Annotated in this window: 20 protein-coding genes; all 20 read left to right on the forward strand. The window is 48.6% G+C overall.

Annotation, left to right across the window (positions count from 1 at the left end):
• Positions 1-2: 2 nt before the first annotated feature.
• The 20 genes from EP073_RS06675 to EP073_RS06770 all read left to right on the forward strand — a co-directional run bounded on the left by EP073_RS06675 (position 3) and on the right by EP073_RS06770 (position 19,046).
• Complete coding sequence (locus EP073_RS06675) at positions 3-743, forward strand: purine nucleoside phosphorylase YfiH/LACC1 family protein (protein ID WP_164885295.1); 741 nt, start codon at positions 3-5, stop codon at positions 741-743.
• A 1-nt stretch (position 744) separates the two neighbouring features.
• Complete coding sequence (locus EP073_RS06680; RefSeq protein ID WP_241654063.1) at positions 745-1,434, forward strand: YggS family pyridoxal phosphate-dependent enzyme; 690 nt, start codon at positions 745-747, stop codon at positions 1,432-1,434.
• An 18-nt stretch (positions 1,435-1,452) separates the two neighbouring features.
• Positions 1,453-2,268, forward strand: coding sequence for a YggT family protein (locus tag EP073_RS13895; protein ID WP_206617509.1), 816 nt, complete (start codon positions 1,453-1,455; stop codon positions 2,266-2,268).
• A 97-nt stretch (positions 2,269-2,365) separates the two neighbouring features.
• Positions 2,366-3,340: a PIN/TRAM domain-containing protein gene (locus EP073_RS06690; RefSeq protein ID WP_128466383.1), complete on the forward strand. Its 975-nt coding sequence runs from the start codon at positions 2,366-2,368 to the stop codon at positions 3,338-3,340.
• On the forward strand, positions 3,337-4,017 hold the full coding sequence (gene ispD / locus EP073_RS06695; RefSeq protein WP_164885296.1) for a 2-C-methyl-D-erythritol 4-phosphate cytidylyltransferase: 681 nt from the start codon (positions 3,337-3,339) through the stop codon (positions 4,015-4,017). The genes EP073_RS06690 and ispD overlap by 4 nt, the downstream gene beginning before the upstream one ends.
• A complete protein-coding gene (locus EP073_RS06700) occupies positions 4,014-5,615 on the forward strand; it encodes a C45 family peptidase (protein WP_128466385.1) in 1,602 nt (533 codons plus the stop codon). Before ispD ends, EP073_RS06700 begins: the two co-directional genes overlap by 4 nt.
• A gap of 300 nt (positions 5,616-5,915) precedes the next feature.
• Positions 5,916-6,209, forward strand: coding sequence for a BON domain-containing protein (locus EP073_RS06705; RefSeq protein WP_206617510.1), 294 nt, complete (start codon positions 5,916-5,918; stop codon positions 6,207-6,209).
• Between the two features lie 109 nt (positions 6,210-6,318).
• Complete coding sequence (locus tag EP073_RS06710) at positions 6,319-6,468, forward strand: lmo0937 family membrane protein (protein ID WP_128466387.1); 150 nt, start codon at positions 6,319-6,321, stop codon at positions 6,466-6,468.
• A 171-nt stretch (positions 6,469-6,639) separates the two neighbouring features.
• A complete protein-coding gene (locus tag EP073_RS06715) occupies positions 6,640-7,278 on the forward strand; it encodes a site-2 protease family protein (RefSeq protein ID WP_128466388.1) in 639 nt (212 codons plus the stop codon).
• Between the two features lie 24 nt (positions 7,279-7,302).
• A complete protein-coding gene (gene trpS / locus EP073_RS06720; RefSeq protein ID WP_128466389.1) occupies positions 7,303-8,283 on the forward strand; it encodes a tryptophan--tRNA ligase in 981 nt (326 codons plus the stop codon).
• Positions 8,280-8,999: a segregation and condensation protein A gene (locus EP073_RS06725; protein WP_128466390.1), complete on the forward strand. Its 720-nt coding sequence runs from the start codon at positions 8,280-8,282 to the stop codon at positions 8,997-8,999. The genes trpS and EP073_RS06725 overlap by 4 nt, the downstream gene beginning before the upstream one ends.
• Positions 8,992-9,519 (forward strand): SMC-Scp complex subunit ScpB, encoded by a 528-nt coding sequence (scpB, locus tag EP073_RS06730; RefSeq protein WP_128466391.1) that lies wholly within the window; start codon positions 8,992-8,994, stop codon positions 9,517-9,519. The genes EP073_RS06725 and scpB overlap by 8 nt, the downstream gene beginning before the upstream one ends.
• 2 nt (positions 9,520-9,521) lie before the next feature.
• Positions 9,522-10,217, forward strand: coding sequence for a pseudouridine synthase (locus EP073_RS06735; protein ID WP_164885297.1), 696 nt, complete (start codon positions 9,522-9,524; stop codon positions 10,215-10,217).
• Complete coding sequence (gene queD / locus EP073_RS06740) at positions 10,205-10,564, forward strand: 6-carboxytetrahydropterin synthase QueD (RefSeq protein WP_128466393.1); 360 nt, start codon at positions 10,205-10,207, stop codon at positions 10,562-10,564. The genes EP073_RS06735 and queD overlap by 13 nt, the downstream gene beginning before the upstream one ends.
• On the forward strand, positions 10,539-11,255 hold the full coding sequence (locus tag EP073_RS06745; protein ID WP_128466394.1) for a 7-carboxy-7-deazaguanine synthase QueE: 717 nt from the start codon (positions 10,539-10,541) through the stop codon (positions 11,253-11,255). Before queD ends, EP073_RS06745 begins: the two co-directional genes overlap by 26 nt.
• Positions 11,255-13,054, forward strand: a complete 1,800-nt coding sequence (locus tag EP073_RS06750; RefSeq protein WP_128466395.1) for a tetratricopeptide repeat protein — start codon at positions 11,255-11,257, stop codon at positions 13,052-13,054. Before EP073_RS06745 ends, EP073_RS06750 begins: the two co-directional genes overlap by 1 nt.
• A gap of 7 nt (positions 13,055-13,061) precedes the next feature.
• On the forward strand, positions 13,062-15,242 hold the full coding sequence (locus EP073_RS06755) for a sensor histidine kinase (protein ID WP_241654064.1): 2,181 nt from the start codon (positions 13,062-13,064) through the stop codon (positions 15,240-15,242).
• Complete coding sequence (locus EP073_RS06760) at positions 15,239-16,609, forward strand: sigma-54-dependent transcriptional regulator (protein ID WP_128466396.1); 1,371 nt, start codon at positions 15,239-15,241, stop codon at positions 16,607-16,609. The genes EP073_RS06755 and EP073_RS06760 overlap by 4 nt, the downstream gene beginning before the upstream one ends.
• The gene (locus EP073_RS06765) at positions 16,610-17,830 is read left to right on the forward strand and encodes an ABC transporter permease (protein ID WP_128466397.1); all 1,221 of its coding nucleotides are present in this window, start codon (positions 16,610-16,612) and stop codon (positions 17,828-17,830) included.
• A 1-nt stretch (position 17,831) separates the two neighbouring features.
• A complete protein-coding gene (locus tag EP073_RS06770; protein ID WP_128466398.1) occupies positions 17,832-19,046 on the forward strand; it encodes an ABC transporter permease in 1,215 nt (404 codons plus the stop codon).
• Positions 19,047-19,138 lie beyond the last annotated feature (92 nt).

Genomic DNA, 19,138 nt, shown 5'->3' on the forward strand with positions numbered 1-19,138 from the left:
TTTTGCTTGTAGCAAAAGACGGTGCGGAGTACATCTGCGCCGTTGACGACAGCGATATTTTACAAATAACATCCACAAACAGAGGCGGTTACAGCGAAGGAATTTACACCTCCTTCAATGCCGCTCTGCATGTGGGAGATGACTGCTTTAAGGTGTTGAAAAACCTTGAAAAGCTTAAAACAGCGTGGGGCATAAGCAGGCTTGTGACCCTCACTCAGGTTCACGGAAATGTTATAAGGGAAGTTACTGCGGAAAACATAGCTGACGTTATGTTCAGCGATGGTGACGGTCTTTTTACCCGTGAGCGGGGCATAGCTCTGGGCATACTCACTGCCGACTGCTGGAACGTGCACCTGATAGGCAGAGGATGTCTCGCCAGTCTCCACTGCGGGTGGAAAAGCGCCGCCGCAGGCATAGTGGAAAATGCCCTGTCTATGTTTGAGGAAGCCGGAGACCGTGTGACAAGGGCTGTTGTCGGTCCCGGAATAAGCACCGCCAACTTTGAAGTCGGCAGCGAGGTTGCGGATATTTTCACATCAGCCGGACACGGCGAAAGCGTGGAGAGCATCTGCGGCAGAATGTGCTTTTCTATAGGCGGAAGCGTTGAAAGAACACTCAGAAATGCAGGCGTGCCTGAAATAACCAGGGTTACTGACTGCACATACTCGTCGGACTATCTCTTCTCATACCGAAGGGACAGCGGCAGAACAGGCAGGATGATCTCCATCCTGATGAGGAAGTAAATTGTTCAGCGAACGAAAAGAAAAAATAATGCGGGAAGCGGAAAAAGCTCTGAAACGTGCCGGAAGGACTGACAGCGTGACGCTTCTTGCGGTGAGTAAGACCTTTCCTGCGGAAAGCATAACTGAGGCATACGAGCAGGGGCAGAGGCTCTTCGGTGAAAACAAGATGCAGGAAGCGCTGGAAAAACATGAGAAACTCAAAAGTTTGAAGGAGCTTGAGCTTCATTTCATCGGACATTTGCAGACTAATAAGGTAAAATATCTTAAAGGTAATTTCAGCCTGATTCACTCTGTGGACAGGATACCGCTTCTTAATGAGATGGAGAAGCACTTCACCCGTGAAGACAGGGTGCAGGATGTGCTGATTCAGGTTAATGTGGCAAACGATCCGGCTAAGTCCGGCGTGGATGCGGCGGAACTGCCCGCTCTGCTTGAGACAGCCTCAAAATGCAGACACATAAGAGTAAAAGGCTTTACCATGATGCCCCCGCTGGTTAACGAGGCGGAAGAGAACAGAATCCACTTCGCCCGCACAAGGGAGCTTATGGAAGAGATGAAAGGCAAATTCGCATCGGAAAATATAGATCTGCAAATCCTCTCCATGGGGATGAGCGATGATTTCACGGTCGCAGTGGAGGAAGGCTCCACGCTGATCCGTATAGGGACAGCCCTTTTCGGCGGGCGCTCCTGAAAGGAGGAAATTGTTTAAATGATTATTATAATTGGTTTTGCTGTAAAATTTCTCATATGTGTTATCCTGCTTCATGCTGCCATGACAACACAGGAACTGCACTTTAACCCGCTGGGTAAGCTTGTCGCTTCCGTGACCAACCCTGTATACATGAACATGCTTAAAATGACAAAGAAGCGCACTGACGCTCTTGCGCCTCTTTTTATAGCGGGTATAGCGGTTTTTTACGGTATCATTGTCTCCTTTTTCGGCGGCAGCGGGCTCATATGGGGATTTTTCTACGCATTTGACGATATTCTGCGCTTCATTCTTCTGTTTTATATAATAGCCGTCCTTGTGGGCAGCACTACAAACCGTTTCGGCACAACGTCATACTCCACATTTTTCTACCGCATCGCTCTGCCTTGGGTAAAGCTGACCAGAACTTTCGTTAATCTGCCGGGGAACACCGTTGTTATACCTGCGATGGTTGTTCTTTTCGTTCTTTTCATAGCCATGGACACGCTGTTTCATCTGGGCTTCTATATGTCCACGACGGGAGGAGTACAGCTTATTCCCGCCGTTAAAGGCGCTGCCGCGGGCAGTATAAAGGTGCTTCTCGATCTGCTCGGGATCTTTACATGGCTTATTATAATCCGCGCGCTTATGTCATGGGTGAGCCCTGATCCGCGCAACCCTGTGGTTCAGTTCGTAATCGCAATGACAGAGCCTGTTATGGAACCCTTCAGGAAGATAATACCGCCTCTCGGGTTCATGGATATAAGCCCCATAATACTGCTCATCGTGATCTATTTCGCCCGTATGATGCTGGTGAGTCTTATCGGTTTGCTGTAGCTTGCTTTTTTTATAAATAAGACCATATTTGAATTATATCTTTTTCCCCGCCGCTTTTACTGATGGCGGGGCTGTTTTTTCTACTCAGGGGGAAGCTATGTGGCTTTTCAGGTTTTTATACTCTGTAATGATTTTTCTTGTTTTTGTCCTGATGCACGAGTCTCTCGGCATCGACATCTACTACGCGGTGACCTACGCGGTCGTGATTATCTTCTCTATCTATTTCATAGAGAGTCTTTTTTCGGATTTCAAGAGCTATAAGTTCTTAGCCGGAGCGGTAGGAGGGATTGTTTTTTCGCTCATTGCCTATCTTCTGGCGACGATTTTTGATTCTCTGGTTACCAATGAAGCTGTGAAGCTCGGGCTGTATTTCTTTATGCTTTATCTGGGCATCATCCTCGGCATGAAGGTGCACTGGGTGTTTGAGCTGCTTTTTTCCAAGATACTTAACTCGAAGCAGAAAACAGCGAAATACGCCGCTCAGCAGAAGGTTCTGGATACTTCAACGCTCATCGACGGACGCATAGCGGATATTGTCGATACAGGGCTTATGGAGGGTGCGCTGGTTATTCCTACCTTCGTTCTGAAGGAGCTTCAGAACATAGCCGATTCCCACGATCACCTGCGCAGGCAGAAAGGGCGCAGGGGTTTGAATGTGCTGAAAAAGCTACAGGAACAGACGAAGCTTCCCGTGGAGATAAACCAGACGGATTTTACCGATCTGGGTACTGTGGATGAAAAGCTTGTTGCTCTGGCAAAAAGGCTTAAGGCTCATATAATCACCACGGATTTTAACCTGCTGAAAGTGGCGGAGATACAGAACATAAGAGCTATTAATCTTAACAATCTCGCCATGGCAATGCGACAGAACATTCTCCCCGGCGAAGACCTCAGTATCACCATAGTGAAAGAGGGCAAGGAGCACGGGCAGGGTGTCGGTTATCTGGATGACGGTACAATGGTTGTTCTCGAAAACGGGCGCAGGATGATGGGCGAGACAGTGAAAGTGAATGTGACAAGCCTTCTGCAGACCGAATCAGGACGCATTATCTTTACCAAGGTGCGTTCTTGAGCGTAACTGCGGTTATACCTGCCGCCGGAGTGGGAAAACGCTTCGGGGGTGATGTTAAAAAGCAGTTTGCGGAGTTTAACGGGCGCTCTGTGCTTTACTATGCGCTGAAATGCCTGCGTGATGCCTATGAGTTTGACGAATTTCTCATCGGCGCCGGAGAGGATGATTTCGGAACCGTAAACGAAACGGCGGACGCTCTCGGAATAAGATACCGCATGATAAAAGGCGGTGACGAACGATGGAAAACAGTGCTTAACTGTCTTCTGGAAGTGAAAAGCACGCATGTGCTGATTCATGACGCCGTGCGCCCCTTTGTTCCGGCGGAAGTTACAAGGGACACCATAAAAACAGCAGAGGAGTCAGGAGCGTGCATATGCTGCGTTCCCGTGCGGGAAACACTGAAACGGGTTACCCCTGACGGCATAGAGGGCACAGTGGACAGGAACAGATATGTCCTCAGCCACACTCCGCAGGTTTTTGAGCTGGGCAGGCTTCTTGCCGCCGTTATGGACGCTGCCGGAAAAAAGGCAAACCCCACTGACGAGTCCATGGCAATGGAGATGGCGGGGCACAGGGTTAAGTATGTGCAGTCCACTCCGGAGAATATAAAAATCACTTATTCATCTGACATTGAGCTGGTGAAGAGTCTGATGGGTAAATATCACGGGAATATATGAAAGTTATATACGCCAAGGGCACACAGGAAGAGATAGCAACCTCCCTTTACGGGCAGATAGAGCACAGGGAAACACTTGACTACTTTATGGATTTTCCCCGCAGGGTTCTGGGGGGCATAGTGGGTAACAACCTGCTGGGCAACATGGGGCTTTTCGCTCTCAAAAAGCTTACCGGTCTCATTTCATCCAAGTACAACAAAAACGATCTTGTCTTCTGGAAGACATATTCCGAGCTTCTGGGTCTTGACTATTCCGTGGTTTCCAAAAGTCTCTCATATCCTGATATGCTGCTTTATCTGGTGGGCAAATCCGGCTATTTCATAAGCGGAATGCCGCAGATCTTCCTAGGCTGCTCAAGTCTCGCAGTAAAAAAAGGGAGCGGCATACTCCACGGGCGCAACCTCGATTTTTACGGCGGCAAATACTGGACAAGGGATCACGCCCTTATCGTTATCAAGCCTAAGGATAAAATAGGGTCAATCACGCTCAGCGCAGACGGACTGCTGCTCCCCGGACTTACCAGCATAAATGAAGAGGGGATAGCTGTTTCGCTGCATGTGCTCTTCACCCGTGAAGTTTCATTAAGCGGTGAACCTGTTCTCGGCATAGTTTCGGACATTATGGGAACATGCAGAAGCATTGCGGAAGTGCGCAGCCTGCTTGAGAATAAGAAAACCGCAGGGGGCTGGGGGATTCTCGTAACAGACGGAAAAACCGGCGAATGCTCCGTGTTTGAAATGAACAGCAAGGGCATGAGCGAATTTAAAGTCACCGAGAACAAATTCAGCTACGCAAACATGGCGCACACGCCGGACAAAAAGGCGGATGAGTTTGTGCCCGCCTACATCTGGGTGCAGAACAACTTCTACCGCAAGAAAAGAATGGACGATATGCTTAGCTCTATGTGGTTCGGCGTGGATCATATAAAGATGTTCAAGATTCTCGGCGATTTCTATGATGTAGGAATGAAGAGAGATCTCTACGCAGGGTGCACAGTCGCCAACAGCAACACGATCTCAAGTGCCAGCTTCAGCTTCGCTGATGACCGCATAGCCGTTGCGGACGGAACCACCCCTTCGACAGCGGGCGATATATACGATTACTCAATCTCTGAGCTCTTCGCGGGGAAAACCGAACCGCTCAGAGTTATAAAGCCCGATGCTCCCCATTCGGAGGTTATGGAAACATACACACTCTCCGGCTGTGACCACTCTGAAACCCATAATTATGAAGAGCTTGTGAGCATTATGTCCGGGCTGAAAAACATGAAGCAGGATGAATATGCCTTTCCACTGTTCCTCTCTGTTTCGTACGCCAAGCTGGGCGAGTACGCAAAGGCTCTGGAATTTGCCGATGAAACCCTTGGACAGAAGCTTGATCACTACAGGGAGGGGACAGTGCTGATGATGCGTGCCATGCTCATGGACATCTCCGGCAGAAGAGGCGAGGCTATGCGGGAGTACGAGCACATCCTCAAGGAATACCGCTATCCGTGCCTCACGAGGAAATCACTGAAATATTACTCCGCTCCGTGCGGACAGCGTGACATAGACCGAATCGAACTCAACTGGTTCATGTCCTTCGTGCTGCTTCTGTGATGAGATATTCAGCGGCTTCTATTGCAGCATAAAAATTCTGAAACGTTTCTTCAATTATTGATCTGTTGAAAATAAATCAACAGTTCATGCCCTTATTTAATTCACCGCCAACTTGTTCTGTAAGATAGGTTGTTTAATCTATTTAAGTGAATATTGATATGAGTGATCGATAATTTGATTACACCGTTATTTCTAAGCCATTGACAGAATGGTTGGTGAACTATAGATTATAAATTAAAGAAATAAATTAATTATAAATAAACATAGAAGGGAAGTTGAATGATTAAATCGCGCCAAATTATGAAAATATTACTTTTCGCCGTGTTACTTGCCGCCTTTATTGGCTGTGCATCCAGCAATAAAAAAGAAAGCTCCGGTGAGTACTTTGACAACTCCGTAATCACAGCTAAAGTTAAAGCAGCTATATTTGACGAATCCTCGCTTAAAACACTGGAGATTAATGTTGAAACTTTCAAAGGCAAAGTCCAGCTAAGCGGATTTGTTGATTCAAAACAGAATGCGGAACTGGCAGGCAGAATTGCCTCTCAGGTTGAGGGTGTTACATCCGTACAGAACAGCTTGGCTTTAAAATAACAGATCAATAAAGCTGGTCTGAGTCAGGCGCTGCATAAGAGGTTGTCGGTGCACTCGCAGGCAGTGACAGAAATATTTTGATCACTGCCTTATTTCTAAGGAGAAAGTTATGTTGTGGACAATAAGCGTAGTTCTGGTAGTTTTATGGCTTCTTGGTTTAGTCAGTTCTTATACTCTCGGAGGTTTCATCCATATTCTGCTTGTAATAGCTCTGATAATTATTCTTGTAAGAATTATTCAGGGACGCAGTGTGCTGTAGTGTTACGGAGCAGCAGCCAATAAAACCTTTCTCCGGCTGAGTTTTAAAAGCACGGCGGCACAAACAGCAAAAGAGTCTATTAATCGGGGGTGATATACTGCTTACTCTGGATTTCCTTCCTGCATCCTCTATAAAATTGACGGCAACCCGTTTATCTGGTATGAACTTCTGATGGATTTCAATATTGCAGAATATATAAGATTTATGTCACTGGCGATTGTGCCGTTCTTTTTTGCTATCACCGTGCATGAGCTTTCCCACGGTGTGGCGGCGTACATGCTAGGGGACGACACGGCGAAAAGGCTCGGACGCCTCACCCTCAACCCGTTTGCGCATATCGATATTGTGGGACTTTTATTTCTTCTGATAACACAGCTTTTCGGCTGGGCGAAACCTGTTCCGGTCAACTTTTCCCGCTTGAGGAACAATAAATACGGCATGGCGATAGTGGCTGCCGCCGGTCCCGTCTCAAACATTGCAGTTGCTCTGGCTTCCGCTCTTTTGCTTCAGGCTGTACTGGTTGTTCCGATTCACGCCGATACTCTGGCAGCAAAGATAGCTATGCCTATAGCGATAATGCTTAAGCTCTCCGTGCAGATAAACGTGGCTCTCGCCGTGTTTAACCTTATTCCCATACTCCCCCTTGACGGCGGGCGGATACTTACCAACTTTCTTCCGTATGAAAAGGCGTTCAAGTTTTCCCAAACGGAGCGTTACGGTTTTATCATTATTATTCTTCTGTTTCTCACAGGGATATTTGACAAAACGGTTCTCCCCGTGATCCGCTATCTCACGGCATTTCTCCTTTAAGAATTTGATAAGAGGTAAAAATAGATGAAAAGAGTTTTAAGCGGAATGCGCCCCACGGGCAAACTCCATATAGGACACTACTTCGGCGCGCTCAAAAACTGGGTGAAGCTTCAGGACGAACACGAATGCTTTTACTTCGTCGCGGACTGGCACGCGCTGACTACCAATTACGAAAATCCCGAAAATATCATAGAAATGAGGCGTGAGCTCGTTCTCGACTGGCTCGCCTCAGGCATTGACCCCGAAAAGGCGACAATGTTTGTTCAGTCCAAAAACCTGTACCATGCGGAGCTTTTTCTCCTGCTCTCCATGATTACCCCTGTGAGCTGGCTGGAAAGATGCCCGACATACAAGGAGATTAAACAGGAAATCACTGATAAAGATCTTTCAAACCTCGGTTTTCTCGGTTACCCCGTGCTTATGAGCTCGGATATAATAATCTACGGCGCTAACTATGTGCCCGTGGGTTTTGACCAGCTCCCTCACCTTGAGATAGCCCGTGAGATAGTGCGCCGCTTTCAGTTCCTTTATAATGCCGATGTGTTTGTGGAGCCGGAGGGGCTTCTCACCGAAGTACCGAAGCTTCCCGGGCTTGACGGACGCAAGATGAGCAAAAGCTACGGCAACGCTATCATGCTGTCCGAAGACCTTGACGAAGTGGAGCAGAAGCTCAAACGCATGAAGACCGACACCCGCCGCCAGCGCAGGACAGACCCGGGCGATCCGGAAGTCTGTCCGGTATTTGACTATCATAAGGTTTTCTCCACGGAAGAGGAGAAGGCATACATCATGACCGAATGCAGGAGAGCCGGTATAGGCTGCATGGACTGCAAAATGATACTTATCAAGCATATCAGAGCCTTTCTTGAACCAATTCAGGAGCGCAGGCGCAAGTTTGACGCCGAGATAAAGGATATGGACGAGTTCCTCAGCGGTTCGCAGAAGAAAGCGAACGAGGAGGCGGGCAAACTTATGGAAAGGGTGCGTGAAGCCATAAAAATATGAGCAGCGAGCTTCTTGACGTTTCACTGGAAAACTTTGAGGGACCGCTGGATCTGCTGATCCACCTCATATATAAGAACGAGCTGAACATTTACGACATTCCCATAGCGATCATTACCGAAAGCTTCATCACCGCTGTTAAAAGGATGGAGCAGCTTGATATAGAAGTCGCTTCGGATTTTATAAACATGGCGTCATACCTTGTGTATCTCAAATCGCGGATGCTTCTCCCCCGAGACAGTTTCTTTGAGGAGGAACTTGATCCGGAAGAAGAAAAATATCTTTTTACTCAAAAGCTTGTGGAATACTCCTTCTACAAGGATGTTTCGCTCTTCCTGAGAAAAAGCGAAGAGGAATCATCCAAGTTCCTCATGAGAACAGACACGGTTTTTATCGCCAAGGAGCGGGCGGACACGGAAGACCCGTTTCTGCTTGCGGATTCCTTCTTTGACCTCACCACGAAGGAAAGAAAAACCAGAATGGTGGTGGAGAAGAACATTGTGGATTTCAAAGAGGTTGTGGCGAGGCTTAAAAGCCTTGTTACAAAGAAAATACGCATGTTCTGGAGCGATATAGTGCGCTCCTGCGGAAGCAGGAAGGAGGTCGCAGTTTCGCTTCTGGCGATTCTTGACCTTTTGAAAAACAAAGTCGCCAACGCATCTCAAAACGAAAACTTCGGCGAAATATTAATTGAGAAAACGGAGGAGAAGGATGGATAACAAACGGGAAAAGAAGATTTTCTACGCTTCCCTTTTTCTTTCCGGCACTCCGCTGGAGAAAAGGTTCTTCCGTGCGTTTTTTGAACCCGTGAACCTTGAAAACAGGCTTCTGGAATACGCAGAAGAGTTCAATAAGCTGGATACCGGACTTAAGATCCGCATGGTCTCAGGCGGCTTTCAGCTTGTTACGGAAAGTTCCTTGGTTGAGGAACTTCGCCCGCACTTCGGCGAAAAGTCCGACGCGCTGGGCAGAGCAAGCCTTGAAACAGCGGCGATAATTGCGTACAAGCAGCCTGTGACAAGGCTTGAGATAGACGAAATAAGGGGCGTCAACTCCTCCGGTACGGTGAAATATCTGCTCGACCGCAACCTGATAAAGGTGGCTGGCAGGAAGGATGTTCCGGGCAGACCGCTTCTTTATGTAACGACAAAGCAGTTTTTGGAATACTTCGGCATGAATGACCTTTCCGAGATGCCCACTTTCCGTGAGTGGCAGGAACTCAAACAGAGCGGCGGATGACAGTGAGACTCAATAAATTTCTCTCAGCTAACTGCGGTGTTTCCAGACGCGAGGCGGACAGGCTTATCGAAAGCGGGCTTGTCCGCATAAACGGCGAAAAGGTAACCGAGCTGGGCGTTCAGGTTTCGGAAACGGACAATATAGAGCTGGACGGTGATCCTGTAACCCTGAGTGAGCTTGAGTATTACAGGTTCTTCAAGCCACGGGGAATGCTCACCGCCTACGGCGACGGAAGGGGCAAGGAAACTCTGGAAGAGATTCCTTATTTGAGAGAAAAAAAGCTCGCCTACTCCGGCAGACTTGACTATGACAGCGAAGGTCTTATTATTTTTACCAACGACGGTGACCTTATTCTGAGGCTCCAGAAGTCGGAGTTTAAGGCGGAGAAGGAATACCTTGTCTGGGTTAACGGTGATCTCTGTGAGGACGACCTTGAGCAGATACGCAGCGGGCTCAGCACAGATGAGATGCGTTATCTCCCCTGCGGTGCGGAGAGGATAAAGGCGGGGCATTTCCGTCTGATACTCACCGAAGGGAAAAAGAGGCAGATACGTGAGATTTTCCGCTTCTTCGGACTGAGGGTCTCAAGGCTGCTCAGGGTGAGAATAGGCAATATAAACATAGACGGACTAAGAGCCGGAGAGTTGAAAAGGCTTTCCGCAAAAGAAATTACGGAGCTGAAAAAATGTACAGGGTAAGAGTTATAAAAAGTTTTGCGTCCGCTCACAACCTGCGAGAATACGAAGGTGACTGCGAAAATCTTCACGGGCACAACTGGAAGGTTGAGGCGTATCTCGCTTCCGACAAGCTGGATAAGATAGGGATGCTTGTGGATTTCAAGGTGCTTAAGAAGCATCTCAACGAAATTCTCGACGGGCTTGACCATAAATATATCAATGAGCTGGAATACTTCAAAACCGTTAACCCCACCAGCGAGAATATGTGCAGATACATCTACGACAGGCTGAAGGAAAACTTCGGCTCAATGGTTGAAAGGGTTGTTGTGTGGGAGAGCGATAATGCGGCTGCGGAATACTGGGAATAAGGGCAGAATAAACGAGGTTTTTCACTCCGTTCAGGGTGAAGGTTTTTACGCAGGCGCCCGTCAGCTTTTCGTCCGTCTTGCCGGATGCTCCGTGGGGTGCGAATACTGCGACACTGAGTTCGGCACGCCGGAAAGCTTTGAGGTGTACGGCAAACCATTCAAAAACCCCGTAACACCGGAGGAGTTTTTCGTTGCCGTGTGCGCAGGGGCTGATTTAAGCCTTTTTCATTCCGTATCCTTCACCGGCGGGGAGCCGACTGAACAGATCAGGTTTCTCAAGGGAACCGCTCTTCTCTTTAAACAGGCGGGCTGCAAACTCTTCCTTGAAACCTCCGGCTACAGACACGCCGAACTGAAAGCCCTCAAGCCTGTCTTTGATATATTCAGCATAGATGTTAAGCTCTGCCGTGCGGACTGGCGGGAAAATCTGGCGAAACTGCTTCCCGTTCTTAAATTTCTCGGTAAAGAAAAGTTTTATCTGAAAGCGGTTTTTGACGATAATAACACGGAAGACGAACTCGCCGAGGCGGCGGGTGTTCTCCACAGTGCGGGTGTGACGGAAGTTTTTGCCCAATCGGTGGATAATAAGGCGGATTTTAATAGAATAGACACGGTTCAGGTGATATTCTCAAAGGAAGGGGTCGAAATGTTTTACCGTCCTCAAATACACAGATTTCTCGGGATAAGATAATGCTTTTTTTCGGAAGAAAAGACAAAACTTTTCAGGACGCCATGTCCTTCTACTCCAAAAAAAACTACAAGCAGACAGTTAAAGCGTGCGGGGATATTCTCTCCTCACAGCCGGACAACTTTGAGGCGCTTAATCTCATGGGTGATGCCTACTGCATGACGGGGGACAAGGAAAAATGCCTTGAGGTGTACGATGCGCTCCTGAAGAAGTTTGAAGGCGGAAACTATCTCGATAAATCCATAGCCTTGGTGAAAAAAATCATCCGTAACTATCCGGATAAGGAAAGCTATCAGGAAAAGCTTTCCGAGCTTTACGGACAGAAGGCTCTCGTAAGGGAGCAGATAAATATACTCACTGCGCTTCTCGAAGCCAAAACAAGGCGCGGCTTCGTGCAGGAAACCGACCGCATAGTGCGCAGGCTCACTTCTGTAAAATCCGCTCATTCGTCCGATATTGCGGTGCTGATTGATATTATGCGCCGCTACGGTTCATCAAATGAAGTGCGGCTGACCGCAGAAAAGGGGCTTGCCCTCAAAAAGATTGACTCTGCGGATCTCACTCTTTTCATAAACTGCGCCATTGAGACAGAAGCGGACAGCCAGCTTTACATAAAACATCTGCCCGGATACATAAAGTCAAACCCCGATAAGATTTCTTCCCTCACAGACATTATCGCCGAGCATCTGGAAAAGAACTTTGACAAAGCGTATTTTGCCGAAATAGTGAGCAGCGCCGAGCTCAGCTCCCTTGTGCCGCTTTTTGTGCGCCTGAAAAGGAAATACCCCAAGCCGGAGATTTATTCATATCTGCTTGAAAACGCAGTGGCGGAAGGGCACGGGGACAGCTTCGGGCAGATACTCACTGAAATAGCCTCAGTCTCCGATGCCGTGCTGGATTACTCATTCGCCAAAATGTGCTTTAAGTTCATCGGTGAGATGAACAGCACAGACACTCTTGAAAGTATGCGCACTATCGTTGAGAAGGCGCAGGCTATGGACATGAAGCATCAGGTGCTTGACCTTCTCCGTGAGGCATATGCCAGAGCGGGAGATAAGGAAAGCGCCCAAAGGATAGATGACGAACTCTACGGCAGAAAATCACCCGATCCTGTAGACAGCGGCAGGGAAGCGAACGTGCTTTCCATAGACTCCTTCGACCATACTGATGATCCCGAAGTGAACGACATTCTGGAATTTTCCCTTATGGATTCGATTCCCTCCGGTAAAAAGAAGCCGGTGCCTGAGCCCGTGGTTGAAATTCCTTCCGAGCCGGAAACGGATGACTTCTCCATAGTCACTTCCGAGTTTGATCTGGATTCGTTTGTGAGCGTGCCCTCCGCGTCAGAGGATCAAGGGCTTGATCTGGATAAATTCGCCTCTTCCGAAGGGGAGAGCAGTCAGAACGGTTTTATCGAAAGTGAAACAGGGATTGAAGAACCCGAGCATGAGGAGGAGCACAGCAAACCCGTGCATGGGATGATTCTGCATGTTGATGAAGATTTTGACGAGGCTGAAATATTCGGTGATATAGAGATTAAACCTCAGACTCAGGACATTCCGCAGGCTGTCAGCGAACAGTACGAGCCCAAGGGCGGCATTGACGATCTTTTTGATGATCTTGAGATAATCATCGAAAAAGAGGAACCGTCAGGCAGGGAAGAAGCGGTCGAAGCGGGCGCGTTGACCCTTGATGATCTCACATTCGACTTTGACAGCGAAAAGCCCAAGCCTGAGCCGCGGAAGAAGGAAGATTCACCTTCCATTACCTCCGGAGCTCTTGATGAGCTTTTAGAAAAATAGAGCAGGGATGTTCGGATTCTCAGAGCGTAAAACCAAGCTGATGCTGCTTAAAGGCAAGTTTACTCTCAAGCGGGTGGGGCTCTATGCTCTTTTGCTTGCCGCACTTGCGGCGGTGAATCTCGCTGCCGGCTCAAACATAGTCAACACCGGATTTCCGTGGTACTCCAACGTATCGATCTTTCTTCTTATCAACATAAACATAATTCTTCTTCTCGTTGTTTTCATACTTATATTCCGAAATCTCGGCAAGATGCTGGCGGAACGGAAAAAGAACATTTTCGGCGCACGGCTTCAAAGCAAGCTGGTAATGTTTTCCGTTTTACTCACCGTTATTCCGGTCTTCATAGTTTTCGCGTTTTCAAGCACTGTCATAAATAAAAGTATAGATAAATGGTTCGACGCGCAGATAGAGCAGGCGCTGAAAAGCTCCATAGATCTGATGCAGAAGTATCAGAACAGACTTGAGCAGGACATAATAGAGCAGAGCAGCACCCTTTCTCAGATCATATCAGATCGTGATTTCATGCAGACAAGGCATAAAAAGGAGCTGGACGCCTACATAAAGGAATACTCCGCAAAAAACCAGATAGACGGCATAGCCGTATACAACAATCAGCAGACGAAAATAAGCTCCGAGGAGAAGGGAGGGTTCTTCTTCTTCTCCTTCGTAAACGGTGATGTTGTGGATGAGATTCTCGGCAAGCAGAGGGTCGCCCGTTATGAGTTTTTCGGCTATGAGCAGATCTACTGGGTGGGACATCCGGTTGTTTCAAAAAACAATGAGAATATTGTTCTGGGCGCTGTCTTCATATACCGCAAGGTTCCGGCGAACGAGGCTGAAAAGGTTTCCAAAATACTCGATTCATACAACAACTACAGCCAGACACAGTTTTTCGCCGAGCCTGTGAAAAACTCATACAAGCTTCTTCTTGTGCTTATGACACTCCTTGTGGTGTTTGCGGGCATATGGGGAAGTCTCATCTTCTCAAAGGGGATCACGCAGCCTCTGGAAAAACTCGCCGAGGCGTCACTGAGTGTTTCCAAAGGGAATCTTGACGTCAAACTGGAATCAGTGGGGGATGATGAAGTCGGCGTACTCACCGGAGCCTTCAACGATATGGTGAAAAGGCTCAAGGAACATAACGAGGAACTGAATCTCAAAAACGAGAAACTCGCCGAAATGTTCATGCAGATCGCAAAGGACAACCAATATATAGACACGGTTTTCAAGAACGTTAAGTCAGCGATTGTTCTTTTTGACGAAACCCTGCATCCGCTGAAATACAATGACCCCGCCGAAGCTCTGAGGATAAACAATCCTGATTCGTTCGAGAATAATGTTATGAACGAGCTCAGGGAGTTCATGCTCAGCACAAGGGCTTCAAAACACTTCCAGACCGAGCTCTCGGTGGGGGATGATCTGCGCACCTTCGCAGTGACCATAACCAAGCTTTTCGGTGCCGACGCGGATGTGGAAAACGTGGTGATGGTGCTTGACGACCTCACGGACATCATTCAGAACCAGCGTATGAACATCTGGCGGGAGATAGCAACCAGAATCGCCCATGAAATAAAGAACCCGCTCACACCCATAAAGCTTACCGCAGAGAGAGTGAAGAAACGTCTCGGCAAAACCCTTGAGGGCTCTGAGGGCGAGCTTGTCAACAGCAGCATGGACACGATTATAACCGAGGTGAACGAGCTCCAGAATATGGTGAACGAGTTCAACTCCTTCTCCCGTCTTCCGGATCTCACAAAGGGGATTTTTAATCTGGGAGATCTGCTTGATGAGGTGACGGATTTTTACTGTCAGTCACACCCTGATATTGAATTTGTTTACGAAAGCCGTGACTGCCGCATAAACGCAGACAGAAACCAGCTCAAGCGTGTTTTCTACAACCTGCTGAATAACGCCATACACGCCATAGGCAAAAACGGCAGAATTATTCTTTCCGCCGCTGAGACAGACGGTATATGCCGCATAACCGTTGAGGACAACGGGGCGGGCATAGCTCCTGAGGACATTGGCAGGGTGTTTGTGCCTTATTTCAGCAAAAAAGCCGAGGGAACCGGACTGGGGCTTGCGATTGTGAAGAAGATTGTTGACGAGCACAACGGAACAATTACAGTGGAAAGCAGGCAGGACGAATACACCAGATTCATTCTGGAGCTGCCCAAAGGGGTATGAAAGTGAAGACGCTTATTATTGATGATGAAAAGAATATATGTACAACGATTCAGGGCATTCTTGAGGATGAGGGCTACGAGGTGGATTATGCCCTTACCTTCTCCGAAGGGTATGAAAAGCTCAAAAGCCAGATGTACGATTTCCTCTTTCTGGATATATGGCTGCCCGACAAGGACGGCATAGAGGGCTTGAAGGAGATAAAACGCTACTACCCCGAAATAGAAGTGGTGATGATAAGCGGGCACGGCAACATCGAGAACGCCGTGGAGGCTATCCGCTTCGGTGCTTGGGACTTCCTTGAGAAACCCCTCTCCCTTGAGCGCATAGTGCTGATTGTCAAGCACCTTGAGGATAAGCTCAGGCTGATACACGACCTGCGGGAATACAAGTTTAACACGCTGAAACGATATGATCTCATTGGCACCTCCACCCGCATGGCTGAATTAAGGAAGAAAATAGAGAAAATAGCCCCCACAAACGCATGGGTGATGATCACCGGAGAGAACGGAACAGGCAAGGAGCATGTGGCAAGGCTTGTCCATATGCTCAGCAAGCGTGATAAGAAGAACTTCGTGGAGATAAACTGCGCCGCCATACCGTCCGACCTTATAGAGAGCGAGATGTTCGGTCACGAAAAAGGCTCATACACAGGTGCCCACGCTACCACAAAGGGCAAGTTTGAAATGGCTGACGGCGGAACCGTTTTTCTGGATGAGATAGGCGACATGGAGCTTGCGGCTCAGGCGAAGCTGCTCCGTGTTCTTGAAACCAGCCAGTTTACGAGGGTTGGCGGCAACGAGCTTATCAGCTCTGATTTCAGGCTTATCTGCGCCACCAACAAAAACCTTGAAGAAGAGATAAAGGCGGGCAACTTCCGTGAAGATTTGTATTACCGTATAAATGTTGTTCCCTTCGTTGTGCCGCCCCTGAGAGAGCGCAGTGAGGACATTCCGTCCCTTGTGAGCTTCTTCATGAGGGAGGCATGCTCCATGAACGGTATGCCTCTCAGAAAGATAGACAATGAGCTTATGAACGCCTTCACCCGCTTTGAGTGGCCGGGAAACGTGCGCCAGCTTAAAAACATAGTGGAGCGTATGGTGGTTCTTGCGGATGAGGACACGCTCACGGTTGATGACGCTCCTTCGTTCCTTCTGGGTGCGCCGGAAAAACCCGTTAAGTATGACATAGAATTCAGCTACACTTTGAAGCACGCCAAAGAAAATTTTGAGAAATATTACCTTCTGAATGTTCTAAAGAATAACACATGGAACATAAGCAAATCGGCTAAGACTCTGGACATTGAGAGAACCTATCTTCACCGTAAGATAAAGCAGTACGATTTGGACAAAGACAAAAACGGCGGCTGAGTGAAAAAATTTATAAATATCTTTTTTGAGGCTATTCAGGGAGTTATCTCCTACAGGCTCAGAACCTTTCTTTCCGTTTTCGCCATAGGTCTGGGGATTGCGGCGGTTACGCTTGTCGTTGCCGTGGTCAACGGCGCCTACAAATCCGTAACCGAACTGATAGGCACCTTCGGACCGGATACCGTCATGGTTTTCGGCGGCGGCAGGAACGTTGCCGGACACGGTTTCCGCTCCATGACAATCACAGTGGAGGATGTGCAGGCGGTTAAGGACGCTTTTCCCACCGCCTACAGCGTACATCCCTTTCTGCCCAGCGCCGGTACCAGAATTTCATACAGGGATAAGCATCACAGAGCCTTTGTCATAGGAACACCCACAGCATACACGGACATGGAGTCATGGGAGCTTGTTTCCGGCAGGGATATTCTGCCCGTTGATCAGGAATCCGCGGCGAACGTCTGCGTTCTGGGCGACACCGTGAAGAGGACACTGTTTGATGAATCCGATGATCCGATCGGCAAATATGTGAAAGTAAACAGCTTTTACTGTCAGGTGATAGGCGTGCTTAAGCCGGTCTCCCTCATGGGAATGCGGGGCGACATGAACGACAGGTTCATCATGCCCATGTCATCTGTTATGAAGCGCATCTCCGGTCAGTACAAGCATATAATGATGCTGAGAGTGAGCTTTGAGGACATAGGCAACCTGAAACAAAGGGCGGAGGAGCTTGAGAGCTTCCTGCGCATGCGCCACAACATAGCCGACGATCAGGACAGCGATTTTATGATAATAAGTCCCGACATGATAATGAAGTTCTTCTTAGCGGTCAGCGGGGCGATAATGGTTTTCATCGGAATAATGACACTGCTCACAGTCTCCGTGGGCGGCTTTGTAATGGCGAATATGTTCCTTATATCCGTGCAGGAGCGCACAAAGGAGATAGGCATAAGGCGGGCGTTCGGGGCTACCAAGTCGGATATTTTCAGGCAGTTCATCCTTGAGTTCGGGATAATAACCGTTCTCGGCGCACTTATCGGTTTTGTTCTCGGCGCGTTGGGGGCTAAGGCGGTTTCAGGCTTCGGCATATTCACAGCAGAGATCTCCCTCGGCGTATTTTTCGCGGCGCTGGCTGTCTCCATACTCATTGCCGCAGTCTTCGGCACGGCTCCTGCGGGCAGGGCGGCTTCCGTTAATCCTATTGACGCTATAAGGAGCAGATAAGTTGAGGTACCTGCTTACTTTCAAAATCGTTCTGGATGTTCTCCGTGCGTACAAGGTTCGCACTGCTCTGGCGGTAACGGGCGTGCTGCTCGGAACCTTCGCTGTTATACTGGTGACAAGCCTCACCGCATCTTTGGAAAAAAAGGTGCGTGAGGAGATAGATAAATTCGGTGAAAACACACTGACAGTTGTTGCGGGCAAGATCCGCAGCAGAGCATCAACACAGGTGATATACCAATCCACATCCCTCAAGCCGTCAGACCTGCGGGACATACGGGACGAGGTAAGCGGTGTTAAGGCGGCGGAAGCCTTTACCATGCGTACAGCTCTTGTAACCTACAGCGGAACCACCGTGAGCACCAGCGCGACGGGAGTCACGCCGGACGGATTCAGGCTTAAAAACCTTGTCATCGAAAACGGCGGCATGTTTACCGATACGGACAACAGAGACATGAACAGGGTCTGCGTCATCGGCTCCGAGGTGAAGACCAAGCTTTTCGGAAGCACTGATCCGGTGGGTAAAACAATTCTCATATACCGTGTGCCGTTCATTGTTTCGGGTGTTCTGGAGCCTATGGGAACGGATCTCACCGGAGCGAGCCTTGACGATGTGCTGGTTATGCCGCTGAACACGCACATGAAGCGCATTACCAACGTGGATTATGTGGACGGCATAATGGTGCAGATGTACAGATATGAGGACGAGGCTCAGGTAACTGCCGGAATTCAGAACGTATTGAGGCGAAACCATAAAATCACAGCAGGTAAGGAGGATGATTTTGACATTATCTCTCCTTCTGATATGATGGAGATGCGCACAAAGGCTCTTAACATAGTGAGCTTTCTGGGCAACATCACCGCCGCCGTGAGCTATCTCATCGGCGGTTTGGGCATATTCTCCATAATGCTGCTCATTGTCGGTCAGCGCAGACAGGAGGTCGGCATACGCAGGGCAGTGGGCGCGCGCAGGCGGGATATAATGCGTCAGTTTATGGGCGAATCCGCATTTATAGGGCTCTGCGGCGGGTTTCTGGGCGGAGCTTTCGGGTTTCTTGTGTGTTATGCGGTTTTCGCAACAGGGAAGCTGCCGTTTGCTTTCAGCACCACGGGCGGTGCGGCGGCGTTTGTTTCCTCACTGCTCATAGGCGTAATCGCCGGAGCGTATCCTGCGTCCCTCGCCGCAAAAGTTAAGCCCGTGGACGCGTTGAAAAGCTGAAAAATTCCCATGGAAGGAGAATTTTTTATTATACAGATTCTTCGCTCTGCCCAGAATGACTTAAATAAATCCCATGGATGGGATTTCGCCGT

This window comes from Geovibrio thiophilus, from assembly GCF_004087915.1.
Taxonomy (GTDB): domain Bacteria; phylum Chrysiogenota; class Deferribacteres; order Deferribacterales; family Geovibrionaceae; genus Geovibrio; species Geovibrio thiophilus.